We start from the raw sequence: 17,260 nt of genomic DNA, 5'->3' as shown, positions 1-17,260 counted from the left end.
TCATGCGGTTCAGCCATTCCGACGCGATATGGCAGGCTTTTCCGGAGCTTGCCGCCGGCGCGCTTTATGCCGATGGCATTGACGCGTCGGCCGACGTCGAAGAGGCGATCGCAAGTTTCAGCGCGATCGCCGTGGCCCGCCTCGCGGAAGCCCAGGAAAGCGAGTTCCCGGAGATCCAGGCCTGGCGGCGCGGCTTTTCCCGTATGGGCTTGAAGCCGACGCAGTATCGCTCGGCCTCCGAGGCGCTGCTGCGCCGCTTCCGCCAGGAGTGCGCGCTGCCGCGCCTGCATCCGCTCGTCGATCTCTGCAATGCGGTTTCGCTCGCCTTCGCCATTCCCATTGCCGTTTTCGATGTCGAAAAGATCGTCGGTGATCTCGAGGTGCGGCATGCAACGGGGCATGAGACCTATCTCACCTTCGGCGGCGACATCGAACATCCCGAGCCGAACGAGGTGATCTTCGCCGATGGCGCGGCGAGGGCGCATGCGCGGCGCTGGACGAACCGGCAGAGCGGCCTATCGGCGGTGCGGCAAACGACGCGGTCGGTGCTGATCGTTGCCGAGGCGCTGCATGCCGGGGCCGGCGAGGATACCGGCAGGCTGGTTGCGACGCTCGCGAATGCGCTCGCGCGTCACTGGTCGGTGACAGCGGCGACCGCCGCCCTCAGCGAGGCATCGCCGCGTTTCGCATTTCAGGTGTGAGGGAAGGAAACGTTCGGGGGGTTGGGCCGGCGGCATGCCCGCCCTATCTTCCCGGGATCGATCGCTTCCGGAGACGAACCGCATGTCAGATAAATCGATCAAGATCCCCGGGCCGGATCACCCGATCACCGTCGAGCACAATCCCTGCCGCGTCGTCGTCACGCTCGGCGGCAGGACAGTCGCCGACAGCCGCGACGCGCTTACGCTGCGCGAAGCCTCTTATCCGCCGGTGCAATATATTCCGCGTAAGGATGTCGACATGTCGCTGCTGCAGCGCACCGATCACCGCACGCATTGCCCCTATAAGGGCGACGCCGCTTATTACAGCATCATTCGGGGCGGCGAACGCGGCGAGAATGCCGTCTGGACCTATGAAGCGCCGAATGCCGCCGTCAGCAACATCAAAGGCCATCTCGCTTTCTATCCCGACCGCGTCGACAGCATCGAGGAAATGGCTTCTCCGGAAGCCGGCACCTTCTGAGGCGGCCGACGTCAGCCCTTATCGCAGGCCGTCGAGCCATTCGTTGCTGAAAACGAGGCTGGCAACCGTGACCGGTTCGCCGTTTTCGTCGCGGACGGTGACGGCGATCGTCATGCGATCACCCGCGGGCAGTTCGTCGCGGGCCACATCCAGCAGGATGCGGGTCACCTCTTTTGGAATGTCCTCACGAGACTTGAGCTCGGTACCGTGCTCGTCGCGCGTTGGACCTTCCGCATTGTGTAGATCGAAATAGTAGCGAGCCATGTTCTTTCCTGCGCGTCAGAAGGGAAATCACCGACGAAGACAATTGTTCCCGGGCTAGCCATGGATACCTATGGAAAATACGGGCCGGATCGACATGGTTCGGCCATCCCGCTGAACCTTGGAATGATGCCTGCCGATGCATGATGCGTTGAACGCTTCGACCGCTCCCGTTAGGGTCGCGCAAAACATTGCTAGCGGGGATGCGCGTGAGGGCAAAATTCATATCTTGCATGTTGGCGGCGTTTTTCGCCTCGCTGCCGGCGGCAGCACTGGCCGAGGGATGGCAGGCAGTGGAAGAGGTGCGGCCCTATGCAATCTCGGGCACGTCGGGTGCCGCGCTCTACGAATCGATCGGCGAGCACGGGCCGAAGGCCGGAGTCACCGGCCGAGTGATCGCGCATACGACGTTCAAGCTGACCTGGACCCGCAAATACGAGCCGCAGGGCAACGCCTGCGTTATCACAACCAACAAGCCGAAGCTCATCATCACCTATACGCTGCCCAAGCCCTCGGCCGCGCTGCCGTCAGCCGTCAAGAGCAGCTGGGATGGTTTCATTTCAGGCGTTGCCGCGCATGAGCGGGTGCATGGCGAAACCATCAAGGACATGGTCAGGGAAATCGAGGCGATGAGCGTCGGCTTCACGGTTGCCGATGACCCCGATTGCCAGAAGATCAGGGTTGAGCTGACCCGGCGCCTCGGCGAGATCTCCGCAAGGCAGCGCCAGCGCGGCCGCGACTTCGACAAGGTCGAAATGGGCGACGGCGGCAACATCCAGCAGCTCATCCTCAAGCTGGTGAACGGGCCCTGACCGGGTGGCGGACATCGATCCGCCCATGTGACGGCCATTGACTTGGCCGTCACGGCGCGCCAACTCGCGGACAATGTCATTGCGAGACGGAGAGCGCCCGTGCCCCAGACAATCCTCACCCTGTCCACGCGCGGCCAGGGACTTTACGAATTCACCGATCAGGCGGAGGCCTTCGTCAGTGCCTCGGGACGGGAGGAGGGGCTTCTCACCGTCTTCGTGCGCCACACATCCTGTTCGCTGCTGATCCAGGAAAATGCCGATCCCGACGTGCGCACCGATCTTCTCGCCTTCTTCCGCCGGCTGGTGCCGCCGGCCTCCGATCCATCGATGGGCTGGGTCGTGCACAGGGCCGAGGGCCCGGACGACATGCCGGCGCATATCAAGGCGGCGCTGACGCAGGTGTCGATCGGCATTCCGGTCGCCAGGGGACGCTTGACGCTCGGCACCTGGCAGGGCCTCTATCTCTTCGAACACCGCGACCGGCCGCACCGGCGCGAAATCGTGCTGCATCTCGGGGGCTGAGGTCGCCGCGCGTCTTTGCCGAAGCTACGGCACATCGAACAACCCACCGGCCACACGGCACACCGATCAGCCCTCATCCTTGTACGTTGCCGTTGCTGTATAGTGGGGTTGCGCGACGGGGATGCGTGTCATCCCTGGGTTTTGAACTCGTGCCTCAGCGAGCATCTCCGTCGCCATGTCTTCGCTCGAATGGTTGATTGGGCCTTGAGCCCGCGTTGCAAGGAGGAGCACCCATGCGTCTCCCGCAAGCTTTCATGGTCGGCATCGATGTCTCGAAAGCCCATTTCGACGTGGCCGTCGAGGGCAAAAGCGCCGTTGGCCGCTTTGACAACGACGCGCCGGGCCGGACCGCGCTGGCGACGGCGATAGCCGGCGCCGAGCTGGTCGTCGTCGAAGCCACCGGCGGTTATGAGATGGCGCTCGTCAGGACGCTGATGGCCGCCGGCATTGCCGTCGCCGTCGTCAATCCCCGCCAAGTGCGCGATTTCGCCAGGGCCAGCGGGCGGCTGGCCAAGACCGATCAGGTCGACGCCCGCGTCATTCTCCACTTCGCCAGAGCGATGCGGCCGGCACAGATCCCCCATATCGACGACGGCCGCATCGCGCTTGCTGCCCTCGTCGCCCGCCGCCGGCAGCTCATCGACATGGCGGTCGCCGAGAAGAACCGCCTCGAACATGCCCCGCAAGCCGTCGCCGCGCTGATTGGCGAGACCCTCGCCGCCCTCAAGAGCCAGCTCGCCCGCGTCGATGCCGCCATCGCGCTTGCCATCGAGGCCGAGCCCGACATGGCCGCACGCCGCGACCTGCTGCTGACCGTGCCAGGCATCGGCGAGGTCGGCGCCGCCGTGCTCATCGCCGAACTGCCCGAACTCGGCGCCATCGACGACAAGAAGCTCGCAGCCCTCGTCGGCGTCGCCCCGGTCGCCCACGACAGCGGCACCTGGCGTGGCCAGCGCCACATCGCCGGCGGCCGCGCCACCGTCCGATGCGCTCTCTACATGGCAACGCTCTCGGCCATCCGTTGCAGCCCGGCCATCAAGGCCTTCCACAAAAGACTGCGCGATGCCGGCAAACCACCCAAGGTCGCCCTCGTCGCTGCCATGCGGAAATTCATCGTCATGATCAACACGATTATCAAAAGACGAACCCCATGGAGCGAACCCCAACAACACGGTTGCTGAGACGCGTAGGCCATAGGCCGGAGCCTCGAAGGACGGGGGCGGGTGATGAGCGGTCTCCCTCGGACGAGAGATCGGGCGAATCCCGATCGAAAGAAGAGCCGTCGAAAACCGCTCATCTTCTTGTGAATGCAAACTGAATGGCCAGTTCGAACAGCATTCAGCTTGCCGCGTTTAGTGTCGAGGCAATCCCTGAAGGGAGAGCTTAAAAGACCAATCGACGGAGACACTCCATGACGCATTTCCTCACCAAGGCTTGCCTTGCCGCAGTGCTCGCCCTCTCATCCATTCCGGCCACTGTTTCCACGGCGGCAGCCGCAGGGCCGCAGACGAACTTCATCGTCGAGGCGCAATATCATCGTCCGATCCGCGGCTGCTCGCCGATGCACGCCGTGCGCAAGGCGCGCGATTTCGGCCTGCGCAGAGCCCACATTACCCGCATGTCGCCGCGTGTCGTCGTCGTCGCCGGGCGCGACCGTCGCGGCTGGGACAGGATGGTCTTCGCCAATGTCCGAGGTTGCCCGCTGATCCGGCGCTGAACACCGGAACGGCAAGCGCCGACATGCGCTTGCCGCCCCTTTTGCCTTGACGGCGACACTTTCAGCCGTCTCTTCTCTGATTTGTATAAGTGATTCCACTGACTCTTCGGCGTGATGCGGAGAGTGGCGAGGGCGGCTCGACCGCACCGACTATAGAACGAAAGGTTTTTCGATGATGCAGTTTCTGGCAAAGGCGGGTCTTGCCGCCATGCTTGCCGCCGGTACTCTTGCCGGCACCGTGGTCCCGGCGGCCGCCCAATTCAGTATCATTATCGGCGATCAGGATCGTGATCCGCCGCGCGATTATCGCCGTCCGCCTCCGCCGCCAGGCTTCGACCGGCGCCGCCCGCGCGGCTGCGATCCGCGGCTGGCCGAAGATCTCGCCCGCGATTGGGGCTTCCGCCGCCCGCGCGTCGTCGACATCACCCCGCGCCGCGTCATCGTCCAGGGCTGGACCCGCCGAGGCCCCGACGAAATGAGCTTCGCCAACGTCCGCGGCTGCCCCGCTTTGCGCCGCTGATTTTTGCAGAATACGGGCCTCGTCTCCCCGGTGCGGCCGCCAGAGCCGCCTTTGCCAGTCTCCCCGATCGGCAAGGGCGGTTTTCTTTTTGTGGGATTCCTTTGCGCGCAGTTTGCGGCATCTAGAGCTTTTCCGGGTTAGATTGAAGCATTCTGTTGGCTCAAACGGAGTCGGATGGTCGACCGGCCGGCGCGCGCCGTAGCCCAGCTCTACGGCCAAGCCGACCGGTCGATCAGCCGGCCCGTTTCAGCCAACCCTCCCGCAGATTTGCCAGGCAAATCTGCAAGACTTGGGAAGCGCCGGACGCACTGATCGCTTCGCCGCGGCGAAGCGGTGCGGCCGGTGGGCCGGGCATGTTTCCGCCAGGATCAGAGGCGATCGGCTCGGACGTACCTGGAGGTATGCCCACCGCCAATCGCCTCTGTGACGAAACCCTGCCCCGGCAGAATGCTTCAAGCTAACCCGGAAAAGCTCCAAGCCCCGCCCCCTTGTGGGGAGGGGTCTTCGGCGGCGCCGGCGCAAACGCGCAGCATCAACCTGCCGCGGATCTGCTGCCTATCGCGCGCCCTCAAATAGACGCGCTGCCGCTTCCATTTACTGCTCGATGGCGAAGGTCACGGTGACGCTGACAGTGTAATTGTTCTCGCCGCCCTGGACGGGGACGGCGGCTACGTCGGCTTCCTTCATCATCGTGGCGCGATAAGCGGGCTGCGGCAGCGGGCGCGGCACATTCTCGTTGATTTCGATGATACGGCCGAGCTTGACGCCTGCGGCTTCGCTCAGCGTTTTCGCTTTCTTGACGGCTTCGGCGACGGCGTTCTTGCGCGCCTCTTCGAACGCCGCTTCCGGCTTGTCGTTGGTGAACTGGATGTCGCCGCCCTGGTTGATACCGAGGGTGACGGACTGGTCGATCACCTGGCCGAGCTTGGAAAGATCGCGCAGGCGCACGGTGACGGAGTTGATCGTCTGGTAGCCGATCAGCTGCGGCTGCTGCTGCTGGCCGTCAACCGGCTGCGGATAATTATACTGGGGCTGGATGGAGAAGCCTGATGTCTGCAGATCGCGCTCGGCGATACCGCCGTCCTTCAGCGCCTTCAGCACGTCGTTCATCGCCTTGTTGTTCTCGTCGAGCGCTTCACGGGCGGTCTTCGCCTGTTTGACGACGGCGAGATTGACGATGGCCATATCGGGCGCCACGGCCGATTCGCCATCGCCCGTCACCGATATCACCGCCTCACGCGGCTTTGCCTCTTGCGCCAAGGCGGGTGCGGCACCGCCGAGCGGCAGGGCCAAAAGAGCAGTCATCACAAGTGTCTTGGACAGAATCGGCGCCATGTTTCATTCCCTAGTTGTCGTTTCCCGGATGAGCTTTCTGTCGGTTGATTGTGAAGCTATTGCGGCGGAAGGGAAGGGGCGGATGCGGATCGGGAGAAAAATGTGAGGGTGCGGGAGGAGAGGGGTGCTGCGCCGGCCCCGGTAGGCCCGCGGCAGAGGGCGGACACGGTAAAGCGTCCTCCTTATCCGACACTCGGCTATGTCGAGTTCGGCAGGATTGGCGGGCGGGACGAAGGCCGGCCGGTCGATCGAATCTGGTTCCGAAAAGAATTGTCCGCCGCCGCTCGATTAGGAGCCGCCGGCGGCGGCTTGCCACGCGTCAGGCGCCGAAATCATCCATGAAGGAGGGATGAATCGCGGGCTTGCGCTCTTCGCGGGCTTCGCGAATGCGCTGGGGAACCGCACCGAGACCGGCGACGAAACGGGTCAGGAGATTGCGGTTGAAAAGTTTCTGTATGCTCATGGCAGTTCACTCATTCTTTTTTTTGTTAGCCGGCGGCATATATTTTGCGCAGGCTGCCATAACAATGGGCAATTTTGCATGACAGTTATGTGACAGCGCAGGGGCTTGAAAAGATGGGCGGAAAGGCGATCACTTTAGCGTTACAAGAGGCCGGCAAGAGCAGCCGATGCCATGAATCAACGCCGGTTCTCGCCGCGGCGTGGTAGATTGCCGGCTTGGGGCAAAGCGATGCCCCTCCGAAGGAGAGCCTCAGATGAACCGATTTTTCGCCTTTATCGCGACCGGAACGCTGATCAGCCTTTCAACGATCATTTCGGCCTGTACGACGGGAAGCGTCGATCAGACGTCGTCGATCAGCGGCGGTTACTATCAGGAGAGTCGCCCCCTGAATCATGCCTGCGCCGATGGGTTTAGACCTGGCGATGGGCGGTCTTGCAGTTATTAGAAGGCGCGATACTTGCCACGACCGCTTCGGCGGATATGTTCTCTACCGTATGGTCCTGCGAGTGTGTCTTTGGCGTTACAGCTATTTGTTGAGTTAGGCTGTAGCCTGCAGTTGTGTTGTAAGACATGGGGTCACGAACATGAAGCTCACGATCGCCACCACTTTTCTAGCACTTGTCGCAACGGGCGCATTTGCAGCGGATGCCGTGCAGGACGTGCCGGCCGCACCTGTTGCGGCTGCGCCAGCTTTCACCTGGTCAGGCCCCTATCTCGGCATCGATGGCGGCGCCAGTTGGCTAAACGGTGACTTCAGCGCCGGCGGCGCCAGCGATTCTCAGGACTTTAACGGCGGCGTTTTCGGTGCATTTGCGGGTTACAATTTCCAGTTCGACAACAACATCGTTGTCGGTATCGAGGGCAACCTCGAATACAACTGGAACGAAGAGGAAGCGCTGGGGGCGGATGTCGGGACTGATTGGGCCGGCGCTGTTCGTGGCCGTGTCGGCTACGCCTTTGACAGGGCGCTGCTTTATGGTGCGGCTGGTTGGACCGCCACGCGCGGATATGTAGACCTGCCGGGATCCGACAAGGAAACGGAGACCTTCAACGGTTACACTGTCGGCGCTGGCGTCGACTTTGCCATCACCAACAACATCTTCGCCCGCGGCGAGTATCGGTATAACGACTTCGGCGAGAAAGACATTCTCGGTGTCGATGTCGACCTCAACCAGCACGAACTCAAGTTTGGAATCGGCGTGAAGTTCTAAGCACTGTCGGTTGGATCAGCAGTACCAAAGCCCCGCCAAAAAAGCGGGGCTTTTTTGCGCACGACAATAATGACAGCACCACGTGCCACTTTCAAAGCACGCACTTTGGAAACACGTAGAGCGAAGTCAGTCGTTGTTGTTTGACACCAGGATCCGCAATTACCGGAAAATCTGATAATTCGTGGGAACAGCCGCCAAAGCCCTGGAATGCCGGGGTTCTAGAGGAGGGGTTCGGCAATTGAGGTGGCAACGGATTTGACACCGGGCACGATGGAAAACCGCCGCGGAGCCAGACGGTAGCTGAGGGCGGCGATTTCTTCGAGGCGGCTTCAAGAACCGTCGAAAAGGTTTGAGGCGCCCTCAAATCATTGAAATTGCTATATCGAAATTTCTTCGGTGATGCCGCACCTGCCTGACGAAGAACCTCGAATTCTGGAGGCGATAACCAAAAAAGATATTGGCCGATCCGCCAAAATCTCTGGATCTCGACTTTTCTTAGCGAAATCAAAGAATCGAAGCGGGGGGCCTGGCGGGAAGGTATTGGCCCGCCTACCAACCGCCGCAGGTAGTTCCGTCCTTCCAAATGTGTCACGCGCACGATGCAGACCGGACTCAGGGGCGGTATTATCGATCTCAACAAGAGATTGCTAACGTTCTCTCTATGTTCTATTGTGTTCTATGCCTGATCCTCAATACCATCACTTACCGATTCAACCGTATGTGGTGGCACCTATGACAGCGAAGTTTTTCGAGGAGCGCGGTGATCAATCTGCGGTGAAGGCCGAGATTGTGCAAAAGTATTTTGCCGCGTGGGCGAACATTGTTCTTCCCGCTACCAAGGAATTTGGTGGTGGCAAAATCGCGTATATCGACTTGTATGCCGGACCCGGCCGCTACCGGGATGGTGCCGCCTCTACACCTTTGCTCGTACTTCAGAAGGCGATCGAGAGCCCAAAGATAAGCGAAGCGCTTGTGACCTTTTTTAACGACATGGATGAGAACAAAACCCAGACCCTGCAAGCAGAAATCAACTCATTGCCAGGGATCGAAAAATTAAAGAACCCGCCGACAGTCAATTGCAATCCGGTCAACAAAGATGCAGAAGAATATTTCGCAAAAACGCGACTCATACCCTCGTTCACCTTTCTGGATCCGTTTGGGTACAAAGGTCTGTCTTTGAAGCTTGTGAACGGAGTGATCAAGGATTGGGGATGTGACTGCGTCTTCTTCTTTAACTACAACCGTATCAGTCTGGGTATCTCGAATCCGATGGTTCAAGATCACATGGCGGCCCTTTTCGGAAGCACCCGAGCAGCCGAGCTCAAAGCGCGGGTCGAAGGAACCAAGCCCGGCCTCCGCGAGCAGATGATCCTTGAGGAACTGGCGAATGCGTTAAAAGAGATGGGAGGCACGCACGTGCTGCCCTTCCGTTTTCGCAACGATACGGGACGTCTGACGCACCATCTGGTCTTTGTCTCCAAGAGCTTCAAAGGCTACGAGGTTATGAAAGGTATCATGGCGTCTGCGAGCACAAAGTCGGAACAAGGAGTTGCCTCGTTCGCATACTCGCCTGCGGATGTATCGATGCCGCTCCTGTTTGAACTCGCCCGTCCGCTTGACCAACTAGAGGGGATGTTGAAGCAGGAGTATGCCGGAAAAACCATATCGATGCTGCAGATCTACCAGCAACACAGCATCGGGCGACCTTACCTAAGCAAACACTATAAAGAGGTCCTCAAGAAGATGGAGGACGCCGGTACCGTGAAAGCCACGGATCCAGAGGGAAAGCCCCGGAGAAGTGGGTTCGCGGATCGCTTGCTAGTGACCTTCCCGAAAGCAGGAAAGTGATGGGAACAAATTCAAGAATTGAATGGACGGAGGCGACTTGGAACCCTGTAGCGGGCTGCAGTATCTTGTCTCCGGGCTGCACCAACTGCTACGCAATGCGCATGGCGGAGCGCCTAGAGCTGATGGGACAGGACAAGTACCGGGGTCTCACGAGACGGAGCGGTGGTCGCTCAAAATGGAACGGAAAAATTCGCCTCGATGATAATGCGCTGGCTGTTCCGTATTCTTGGAAAACCGGCCGCATGATTTTCGTAAATTCGATGTCTGACCTGTTTCATGAAGACGTACCGATTGATTTCGTTAGCAGGGTCTTCGATGTCATGAAAGATTGCTCGCGGCACACCTTCCAAGTTCTGACCAAACGGTCGGATAGACTGCGTTCGGTCGCAGATCGGCTTGATTGGCCTTCTAACGTGTGGATGGGAGTGAGCGTCGAGAACGGCGACTATAAGCATCGAATTGATGATCTTCGCGCCACTCCTGCAGCTGTAAAATTCCTCAGCCTCGAACCGCTTGTCGGAGACCTCGGGGTGCTCGATCTAGGCGATATTGACTGGGCTATCGCGGGAGGCGAGAGCGGACCTGGCGCGCGCCCGATGGAGGCTGCTTGGGTGCGTTCGATCCGGGACCAATGCGTCGCGGCTAACGTCGCGTTTCATTTCAAGCAATGGGGTGGCGTAAACAAGAAGCGGGCGGGCCGCGTCCTTGACGGACGGACTTGGGATCAGCTCCCACTCTCGGCCGCAGCGTAATCGCGGCTCCTCGCTAACGGGTCAATCTACCGGCTCTCAGTCGGTTGTTCCTCTTGTTGCCGCATGTTTATTGTCCTTCCATTTGTCAATAATCGCTTCGTCATGAATGCGGCTTGGCGGGGAATGCTCCACGCCCAAATCGCATGCGGCCGGCGACAAGATGTCGCCGACCGCATCACGATAGAAACTTTTTCTTCAGCTTGGAGAGCTGGCGGAATGGTACGTTCTCGGCGGCGAATGTGCCTCGTGCGGCCACACCGGATCGCAAGATCGTTGTGGCTTTCTCGGCCGATCCGCATCCGCCGGCGCTACTATTCAAGCTTTCAGATCCCGAGCGCTGGGAAACGGAGAATCCACGATCGCCGCATGAGGTGCCAGAGGAGCCCCAGCTAAAGGTCGTGTCGGGCGTGATCCAGGACTATCCCAGTTTCGTTCGCGCCATGGTCTCCCGGCTCCGTGACCTCAAGCTTCCCTGTATCGAGCTCGATGCGCGATCAGGCATGCAGGAAGGGTATGCCAATAAGCTTGAAAAATGGGTAAGGGCTACGGCCGGGGAATTGGGCCTGCGATCTTCCCTCTCTGGCTTGGCGCCCTTGACGTCGGAATCGTGCTGGTGGATCTGCCGCGCCGGCGGGTCTCTTCCTCTATCGCTTGACGCTGCGCGATTGACATGAGAGCAATATCCAGCCGGAGGGGCGGAAGAGCTGTGTCCGTCTGCCTTTAAATCGCCGGGGCGGTCCACCGTCTTCCCGGCGCTCCTGGCAAAGTCAGATGCCCTGTTCGTCACCGACGGTGAACTCGCTAGCCGCCTCGGCCTCACGCTTGACTAGCTGAAGACGGCGCTGCCGGCAGCTGAGAAGTCCGGCTTCCCGATGAAAGCTCCTCTGTTCGCAGATCGTCGCTACTGGCCCGCGTGCGTTGCCTGGCTCGATCGGCGCTATGGTTTGCGAGAAGAAGGCGGCGACGGTCCGTTTGTACCTAACGGCAACGAGAGTTGGAAAGCATGAGCTCAGTCTTCCCCATCGTCTTCGTGCTCGTCGACCAGGAGCAGAAATGAGCGCTTTGATATTCGCACGAGGAAGGTGCGGTCCCGTTGCCAGATCATCGGTTGAGCAAAGCGCCAACGAATTATCGTTTCCATCGTCTGATCGGGCTCCAGCGCCTCCCAGTTCCGTGGCTTAAGCACTGGGAACGTCGCGTCCTCGCCCCCATCGAGCACCACAGCTTTCTCCCCATGCAAGAGAGACTTGACGATCGACCGCGATGAATGATCCGCTGCGATGCGTAAGGCATTATCTTCGATACCTGTCGGCCAGGACACGAAAATGGGTCGCTCGCTTCGATTGATGACTCGAAGATAGCAGGCCTTTTGAGCGCCGCCAGGAATAAGAGGCTTTGCTACGATGAAGGCGGAGGGTTGGTATCGGAAGAACCGTTCCCAGATTACAAAGCCACCCGTTACAAAACCAACGATCGATCCTGGGATGGTGAAGTATGGCACCAAATCAGCAACGGTCATTGATACTCCTCCGGCGTTCGATCGTTAGATTGCAACTTAGTGCGAGTTCAGTTGCAGAGATTCACTCCGTCCTTCACGATCACAGCCCATTTAGGGCCGAGAACTTCGCGCGCTGATATAGCCTGCGCGCTTCCCGGCTCTCCGTCCTTGAACATGCGGACGCCGATGGACTGATCGTGCGAGCCGCCATAGATGATAGGTCCTGGCGTGTAAGTTGTCGTCGCATTGACAGTCCCGTATCCCCCATAGGAATTGACGGAGCCGTATGTCTGATAGCTTCCTGGCATTTGAGTTGCAGTGACATTGTTAGCGGCGGCCGCTGACGTGATGATGTAACGATCGTAACCAGCCTTGATGGTCTCGACAGCGGCCTGCTTCTGCGCCGCCCTAGCTGCGCCTACACTGCCGCACATGGGTTCAGCGCTTGTTTGAATGATGGCTTGGTTCTGCGAGACACGCATGGTGCTTGATTGCACGCACGAGCTCAACAGCAGGGCGATTCCTGCTGCCGCAGTAGTTGATTTTAGCATAGATGATTCCCCAGCCTGATGGCGAGTAAGTTCGCATGAAACGGGGCAGAGTCAATTGCCCCTTTCAGCGCTGCTTCTCGTCCGCATAGCTGAGGCGAATCTTGTTGCGCTCGGCGAGCCACTCCGTTGCGGTTCCGATCCTTCGGTGGTCCATCAGCATGTACGGCTCGAATACACCAACCAAATGCTTTCTCTCTTTTGACAGGCGCTTCACGCCTTCCCATTTTTTCTTCACCTGAGCAGATCGCTCATCTTTCTCAAGTTGGCCATCTTCAATGATGTGCTGTGCGCTCTGGATTGTAAGGATCGCGTCGAGCAGTTCATCAAGGTGCTCTTGAACATCAGGTCCGAACAGAAATTGGCTCTCGCTCCACGCGTTCAGCATCAGTCCAAAGGCCTCATCGTCCTTGCAGCCTCCATCTCGCGCAATTGCTCTGAGAGCGTCGGTCGCCCCGCGATAGACCGCATAGCGTCTGTCAAAGAGATCGAGGTTCAACTTTGCCCGGGCCGTCTTCCATTGTTGAAAGCTGATCCAGGCAACTGCCACGGCGATCGTGGGTGTCAATAGGGCTGTGAGGGTGTCAATCATCCCTTAAGCCTCACGCCGGGGCCGCCGTCGGTGGTCGAACCCTCATCGAGGAAGATGACCCCACCGGCTTCAAGCGCTCCTTTGATGTCTTCGATTGTTCTTTCCTTCAGCACCTCGCCGCGCTCCAGCCGTGCTATCGTGTCCGGCGATACCTTTGCCAGTTCGGCCAGCTCGCGAACACCTATCCCAAGCGCCGTACGCGCCATCTTACATTGGACCGGAAGCAATTCATAACCTCGTTACGGTTTTGATTGACTGCTAATTTGATCACGATATCGTATCAGCGTTACGAAAACTCTACGAGGAGAGAATCAAGTCGAACGCTACTGCGCCGGCAGCCGCCGAAGGCTTGCCCGGAAACTAAGATCCGCTTCTGGATACAATTCGTGCCTACCTGGAAGGCCGTGAAGACTTCGAGAGCAACCATACACGTGATGACGACGCAGGAACCGGTGCTTACGCCGGCATCACTTATGGACCTCCTCTTGCACGACTTTCGGAATGGAAAGCACCAGCTGCAAGCTTGAAAAGCGCAGTTGAAGCGCTCCGCCTCGCGCTCACTGACACAGGTGGGGTGAAAGATACCGAGGCCGGAGAGCGCATGCTGGCTACAGCTCTCGGGTTTCTTGAAAATGAACAGGCTCTACAGACGGCGAGGGAAGATGCAAGTGAAGCAGCATGGTCCCTCATCACCCTTCAGGATCGCCTTTGGCATGTCCGCTCGCTGGTCACGCTGATCGAATATGCGCTCGAAGGGATGAGCCCCGGAACAGACGGGCAGGTCAATGCACTGCAGACCGGCACGAGTATGGTCTATGAAGGCGTTACATCTGCCGAGGAACTGTTGAGGTCTGTGCGGGCGCAGCATCGTCGTAGATGTTGCCCAGAAATGCGCAAGGGCTTAGCCGATCAGCGAAAATGCCTGGCTAAGCCCTTGCGATAATTGGTGGGCCTGGAGGGACTCGAACCCCCAACCAAGCGGTTATGAGCCGCCGGCTCTAACCATTGAGCTACAGGCCCTTGGCGCCGGTGACGGCACCTGGATGCTAGGGCAATGGTTCCCGCAGCATCGGTTCGCTCTAGCCCAAATTGCAGGGAGCTACAAGCGGGCAGGGCAACATCTGTGGATGATGCATATTTGGTGAGCAGAGGCACTGGAACCTTCGCAGGGTGGATACACTTATTCGAATCATATTCCGCATGAAAAGGGCGATTGCAGATGGTGGCTTCGAACAGTGCCGTGGTGCTCATCGTGGAGGATGAGCCGCTGATCCGGTTCAATATCCTCGATGTGCTGGAGGATGTCGGCCATGTGGCGCTGGAGGCGGCGAATGCGGATGAGGCGCTGGTGGTGCTGAAGGGCCGGCAGGATGTCGATATTCTGTTCACAGACGTCAACATGGCCGGCTCGATGGATGGGATCCAGCTTGCCAGGCGGGTGAGGGCGATGCGGCCGAATATCGGCATCATCATCACCTCGGGCATGGTGCGTCTCGATCCGATGGCGCTGCCCGCCAATGCCGCCTTCCTGCCGAAGCCCTATATGCACGACACGTTGATTGCGACGATCGATTCCCTGATGGCATGATGTCCCTGATGTGTTGACGACCCGAGGTGACCGGGGGCGCGCAGCCGCAAAACGGGGACAGGTTTTGCGGCCGCGCGCGAGGGCGCTGCGAGGCGTGCCCCTCTTCAGGTGCGGCGGAGGGGACCGCACCCTCAGCCGAAGCTGCTCTTCAGCGCCTCATTCTCATGCTGAGCCTTCTTTTCATAGATTGTGAACAGCGCCATCGAAAGCAGATAGGAGAGGAAGGGATCCCCTATCTGCGTGGCGATGTCGCGGGATGCGAGGACATGGCGCTCCAGGGCGGAGATGTCTTTCGGTGTTGCGGTTTCAACGAGGCGTTTCATGCTGCCATCTCCAGGAATTGCGTCACGACCGAGCGGGCCGGAACATGTCTGACATAAAGGGGTTGGGTCAGGCCGAGGGCGGCGCGCATCTTGCGCAGCACGCGGTCAGACACTTCGAAGGCTCCGCAGCAGACGGGATACTTGCCGTAGCCGTCGGCGCGGCCGAGTTCTTCCACTTCGGCGCCTGCACGTTTGTAGACGCGCTTGAGATAGGGTTCGTAGTTGGAAATCATCGTATGGATGCCGTGATCGAGCGCGCATTCACACAGCGCCAGCAACATCATCGAGAAGGCGCGGCCGGCATCGATATTGGGGAAATCCCTGGCGATCGCCTCCTCGTCGATGCACATGCGCGTGCCTTCCCAGATGCCCGGGGCGACGAGATCGGCGGCAGCCGGAAAGGTCTCACGGAAGACGTCGTAGAGAAGCGTCGGACCGGTCGTCGGCATGAGGCGCATGCCGCCATAAAGGCGCGTGCGGCTGTCGTTGCACCAAACGAGGTAGGCCGGAGAAAGCGAATCGTAGCTGTCGCGTTCGTAGGGGCCGATGACGGGAACGTCCCAGCCGAGCTGGTCGGCGAAGACCTTCTTGCGCAGGCGGAACATCTGCTCGAGTACGGCGGCGTGTTTCTGATACTCATGTGCCTGAATGATAACGAACATTTTGCCCTCCAGCGTTTGCAGTTCGTGAGGAGCAGAATGGTTCAGGCAGGCCGGATCGGAAATTCCCTCAGATGGGCCCCCTCAGATGGGGGGATTAGCCCAAAAGTATGAGGATGGCGTCGCGACAGGCGAAGACGAGGCGCAGCCGGGAAGATCGCGATCCTTCGGCTTTTGCATCGACACGTCGTATTTTCGGAAAATCGATTCCGATTCTCAGGGATTGATGATGCGCAACTGCACGGCCCGCGAGGCGGCGGCCGAAATCGTGGCGCAGCCGAGCTTAAAGCGGGCGGTTTTCAGGTAATCGCGCGTCGTGTGCTCCGATATGCCCAATATCACCGAGATATCCTTGTAGTCCTTGCCGAGCGCCGTCCAGTGCAGGCACTCGATCTCGCGCGGCGACAATGTCGGCACCGGATCATTCTCGCCATGCAGCTCATAGACGGCCTTGCGGTGGATCAGATGGGCGATCTCGATCCATTCGTTGCGGCAGCGGCGCACAAGCTCGGCCCATTCCTCGGCCGGTATGCGGGCGTTCAGCGACAAGAGCGCGCGGCGCTGCGCCTTGTCGGCGACGGGAATGGAATAGCCGTTGCCGCCGATGCCGTGCTTCTGGGCGTCGACCAGCATGGCATAGGCTTCCGGCGTCGGCTCGACTTCGCTCCAGTCGAAGGGCAGCTGGCGCTCGAAACCCTGCTTGACGATCGGATCGACCTTCACATAGCTGTTCAAGAGGTAGCGGGAGACCCAGGCATCGGGATAGGTAGTGCGCACGAAGGGGGAATCGATCTTGCTCGCGATCGTCTGGGCGAGATGGTAGGTCACGAAATCGAGGCCATATTCGGCCTGGAGAATACGGATGGCGGCATCCACATTGGTTGCAGCCTTGATCTGTTCGAAAGCGGGTTCGAACTTGTCGCTGTAGGTATTCTCGATCATTTCCATTGTCCCAGTTCCCTCAATCCTACCGCGAGGACCGTCATAAATACAAGGCATCCCCACATATGCGGGGAATGACAATCCGGCCGCCGCCTGCTAGCGCCTTCATGAGGAGACCTCATATGGACAGCAAGAGACCGTTCGAGATTGCCGAATGCCGACAGGCCGCCAAAGGCCTGAAATCCAGCTGGCAGGACATGGCAGGTTCCGAAGCGTTGATCCGCGCCCTTGTTGCCGAACGCAACGGCGACACCCCGCTGGCGCTGTTCTGGACCGAGGTCCACCGGGCGCTTTGCCAGGAAAACAACGCCTTCTGACATGGTCCGCCCCGGCGGGCAGTGTGAGGTTTTCCCCGACCTGAGAGGCTCCGGCCGGGCATCAATCAGCGCCGCGGCCGGATGGAATCACGCTTCGCGCATGCGCAGTTTTTCATCCCTGTTCCGTTTCCGATTTTGCGACGGGAGTGTCGAGCGGCAATGTCGCGGGC

Annotated in this window: 24 protein-coding genes and 1 tRNA gene; 14 read left to right on the top strand and 11 right to left on the bottom strand. The window is 59.6% G+C overall.

Going from position 1 to position 17,260, the window contains the following annotated elements; all coding sequences use genetic code 11:
* The first annotated feature begins 2 nt into the window (after positions 1-2).
* Both Tal182_RS16240 and Tal182_RS16235 read left to right on the top strand, forming a co-directional pair.
* Positions 3-701: a phenylalanine--tRNA ligase beta subunit-related protein gene (locus tag Tal182_RS16240; protein ID WP_085860967.1), complete on the top strand. Its 699-nt coding sequence runs from the start codon at positions 3-5 to the stop codon at positions 699-701.
* A gap of 82 nt (positions 702-783) precedes the next feature.
* Complete coding sequence (locus Tal182_RS16235) at positions 784-1,182, top strand: DUF427 domain-containing protein (protein WP_085860092.1); 399 nt, start codon at positions 784-786, stop codon at positions 1,180-1,182.
* A gap of 18 nt (positions 1,183-1,200) precedes the next feature.
* On the opposite strand, the gene Tal182_RS16230 is transcribed toward Tal182_RS16235, so the two are convergent.
* Positions 1,201-1,446 (bottom strand): hypothetical protein, encoded by a 246-nt coding sequence (locus Tal182_RS16230; RefSeq protein ID WP_085860091.1) that lies wholly within the window; start codon positions 1,444-1,446, stop codon positions 1,201-1,203.
* Between the two features lie 200 nt (positions 1,447-1,646).
* Here Tal182_RS16230 and Tal182_RS16225 point away from each other — a divergent pair, with 200 nt between their 5' ends.
* The 5 genes from Tal182_RS16225 to Tal182_RS16205 all read left to right on the top strand — a co-directional run bounded on the left by Tal182_RS16225 (position 1,647) and on the right by Tal182_RS16205 (position 5,014).
* The gene (locus tag Tal182_RS16225; protein ID WP_170965848.1) at positions 1,647-2,255 is read left to right on the top strand and encodes a DUF922 domain-containing protein; all 609 of its coding nucleotides are present in this window, start codon (positions 1,647-1,649) and stop codon (positions 2,253-2,255) included.
* 99 nt (positions 2,256-2,354) lie between these two features.
* Positions 2,355-2,777, top strand: coding sequence for a secondary thiamine-phosphate synthase enzyme YjbQ (locus tag Tal182_RS16220; protein ID WP_064803944.1), 423 nt, complete (start codon positions 2,355-2,357; stop codon positions 2,775-2,777).
* A gap of 233 nt (positions 2,778-3,010) precedes the next feature.
* Entirely contained in the window at positions 3,011-3,958 is a 948-nt protein-coding gene (locus Tal182_RS16215; protein WP_085859716.1) for an IS110 family transposase, read from the top strand.
* Positions 3,959-4,188: 230 nt separating this feature from the next.
* Positions 4,189-4,494: a hypothetical protein gene (locus Tal182_RS16210; RefSeq protein ID WP_064803942.1), complete on the top strand. Its 306-nt coding sequence runs from the start codon at positions 4,189-4,191 to the stop codon at positions 4,492-4,494.
* 172 nt (positions 4,495-4,666) lie between these two features.
* Positions 4,667-5,014 carry a hypothetical protein gene (locus Tal182_RS16205; RefSeq protein ID WP_064803940.1) on the top strand — a complete coding sequence of 116 codons (348 nt, stop codon included), beginning with the start codon at positions 4,667-4,669 and terminating at the stop codon, positions 5,012-5,014.
* Between the two features lie 594 nt (positions 5,015-5,608).
* Here the strand turns inward: Tal182_RS16205 and Tal182_RS16200 are convergent.
* Positions 5,609-6,349: an SIMPL domain-containing protein gene (locus tag Tal182_RS16200; RefSeq protein ID WP_085860090.1), complete on the bottom strand. Its 741-nt coding sequence runs from the start codon at positions 6,347-6,349 to the stop codon at positions 5,609-5,611.
* Positions 6,350-6,668: 319 nt separating this feature from the next.
* Positions 6,669-6,812, bottom strand: coding sequence for a hypothetical protein (locus tag Tal182_RS32315; RefSeq protein ID WP_164517803.1), 144 nt, complete (start codon positions 6,810-6,812; stop codon positions 6,669-6,671).
* Between the two features lie 253 nt (positions 6,813-7,065).
* On the opposite strand from Tal182_RS32315, the gene Tal182_RS16190 reads away from it, so the two are divergent.
* The 4 genes from Tal182_RS16190 to Tal182_RS16175 all read left to right on the top strand — a co-directional run bounded on the left by Tal182_RS16190 (position 7,066) and on the right by Tal182_RS16175 (position 10,623).
* Positions 7,066-7,257, top strand: coding sequence for a hypothetical protein (locus tag Tal182_RS16190; RefSeq protein WP_085860088.1), 192 nt, complete (start codon positions 7,066-7,068; stop codon positions 7,255-7,257).
* A 139-nt stretch (positions 7,258-7,396) separates the two neighbouring features.
* Positions 7,397-8,023 carry an outer membrane protein gene (locus tag Tal182_RS16185; protein WP_064803934.1) on the top strand — a complete coding sequence of 209 codons (627 nt, stop codon included), beginning with the start codon at positions 7,397-7,399 and terminating at the stop codon, positions 8,021-8,023.
* A gap of 732 nt (positions 8,024-8,755) precedes the next feature.
* Positions 8,756-9,871, top strand: a complete 1,116-nt coding sequence (locus tag Tal182_RS16180; protein WP_085860087.1) for a three-Cys-motif partner protein TcmP — start codon at positions 8,756-8,758, stop codon at positions 9,869-9,871.
* A complete protein-coding gene (locus tag Tal182_RS16175; protein ID WP_085860086.1) occupies positions 9,871-10,623 on the top strand; it encodes a phage Gp37/Gp68 family protein in 753 nt (250 codons plus the stop codon). The genes Tal182_RS16180 and Tal182_RS16175 overlap by 1 nt, the downstream gene beginning before the upstream one ends.
* 1,009 nt (positions 10,624-11,632) lie before the next feature.
* On the opposite strand, the gene Tal182_RS16160 is transcribed toward Tal182_RS16175, so the two are convergent.
* The 4 genes from Tal182_RS16160 to Tal182_RS16145 all read right to left on the bottom strand — a co-directional run bounded on the left by Tal182_RS16160 (position 11,633) and on the right by Tal182_RS16145 (position 13,467).
* A complete protein-coding gene (locus tag Tal182_RS16160; protein ID WP_085860084.1) occupies positions 11,633-12,142 on the bottom strand; it encodes a hypothetical protein in 510 nt (169 codons plus the stop codon).
* 47 nt (positions 12,143-12,189) lie between these two features.
* The gene (locus tag Tal182_RS16155) at positions 12,190-12,672 is read right to left on the bottom strand and encodes a hypothetical protein (protein ID WP_085860083.1); all 483 of its coding nucleotides are present in this window, start codon (positions 12,670-12,672) and stop codon (positions 12,190-12,192) included.
* 64 nt (positions 12,673-12,736) lie between these two features.
* Positions 12,737-13,261, bottom strand: coding sequence for a hypothetical protein (locus Tal182_RS16150; RefSeq protein ID WP_085860082.1), 525 nt, complete (start codon positions 13,259-13,261; stop codon positions 12,737-12,739).
* Positions 13,258-13,467 carry a helix-turn-helix transcriptional regulator gene (locus Tal182_RS16145; protein ID WP_245344780.1) on the bottom strand — a complete coding sequence of 70 codons (210 nt, stop codon included), beginning with the start codon at positions 13,465-13,467 and terminating at the stop codon, positions 13,258-13,260. The genes Tal182_RS16150 and Tal182_RS16145 overlap by 4 nt, the downstream gene beginning before the upstream one ends.
* Before the next feature lie 395 nt (positions 13,468-13,862).
* On the opposite strand from Tal182_RS16145, the gene Tal182_RS16140 reads away from it, so the two are divergent.
* Positions 13,863-14,204 (top strand): hypothetical protein, encoded by a 342-nt coding sequence (locus tag Tal182_RS16140; RefSeq protein ID WP_125461491.1) that lies wholly within the window; start codon positions 13,863-13,865, stop codon positions 14,202-14,204.
* Between the two features lies 1 nt (position 14,205).
* Here the strand turns inward: Tal182_RS16140 and Tal182_RS16135 are convergent.
* Positions 14,206-14,281: transfer RNA gene (locus Tal182_RS16135), tRNA-Ile, on the bottom strand.
* 199 nt (positions 14,282-14,480) lie between these two features.
* On the opposite strand from Tal182_RS16135, the gene Tal182_RS16130 reads away from it, so the two are divergent.
* Positions 14,481-14,849 carry a response regulator gene (locus tag Tal182_RS16130; RefSeq protein ID WP_064803928.1) on the top strand — a complete coding sequence of 123 codons (369 nt, stop codon included), beginning with the start codon at positions 14,481-14,483 and terminating at the stop codon, positions 14,847-14,849.
* 131 nt (positions 14,850-14,980) lie between these two features.
* Here Tal182_RS16130 and Tal182_RS16125 read toward each other — a convergent pair whose 3' ends face one another.
* From Tal182_RS16125 to Tal182_RS16115, 3 genes are all read right to left on the bottom strand, one after another.
* Complete coding sequence (locus tag Tal182_RS16125; RefSeq protein ID WP_020921840.1) at positions 14,981-15,172, bottom strand: hypothetical protein; 192 nt, start codon at positions 15,170-15,172, stop codon at positions 14,981-14,983.
* On the bottom strand, positions 15,169-15,834 hold the full coding sequence (locus tag Tal182_RS16120; RefSeq protein WP_085860079.1) for an acyl-homoserine-lactone synthase: 666 nt from the start codon (positions 15,832-15,834) through the stop codon (positions 15,169-15,171). The genes Tal182_RS16125 and Tal182_RS16120 overlap by 4 nt, the downstream gene beginning before the upstream one ends.
* A gap of 213 nt (positions 15,835-16,047) precedes the next feature.
* Positions 16,048-16,773 carry a LuxR family transcriptional regulator gene (locus tag Tal182_RS16115; protein WP_085860965.1) on the bottom strand — a complete coding sequence of 242 codons (726 nt, stop codon included), beginning with the start codon at positions 16,771-16,773 and terminating at the stop codon, positions 16,048-16,050.
* Between the two features lie 122 nt (positions 16,774-16,895).
* Here Tal182_RS16115 and Tal182_RS16110 point away from each other — a divergent pair, with 122 nt between their 5' ends.
* Positions 16,896-17,090, top strand: a complete 195-nt coding sequence (locus Tal182_RS16110; protein ID WP_020921837.1) for a hypothetical protein — start codon at positions 16,896-16,898, stop codon at positions 17,088-17,090.
* Positions 17,091-17,260: the final 170 nt, after the last annotated feature.

The organism is Rhizobium sp. TAL182, assembly GCF_002117725.1.
Lineage (GTDB): Bacteria > Pseudomonadota > Alphaproteobacteria > Rhizobiales > Rhizobiaceae > Rhizobium > Rhizobium esperanzae.
The sequence above is the reverse complement of the archived record's forward strand: the minus strand, read 5'-3'. Positions and strand labels throughout refer to the sequence as shown.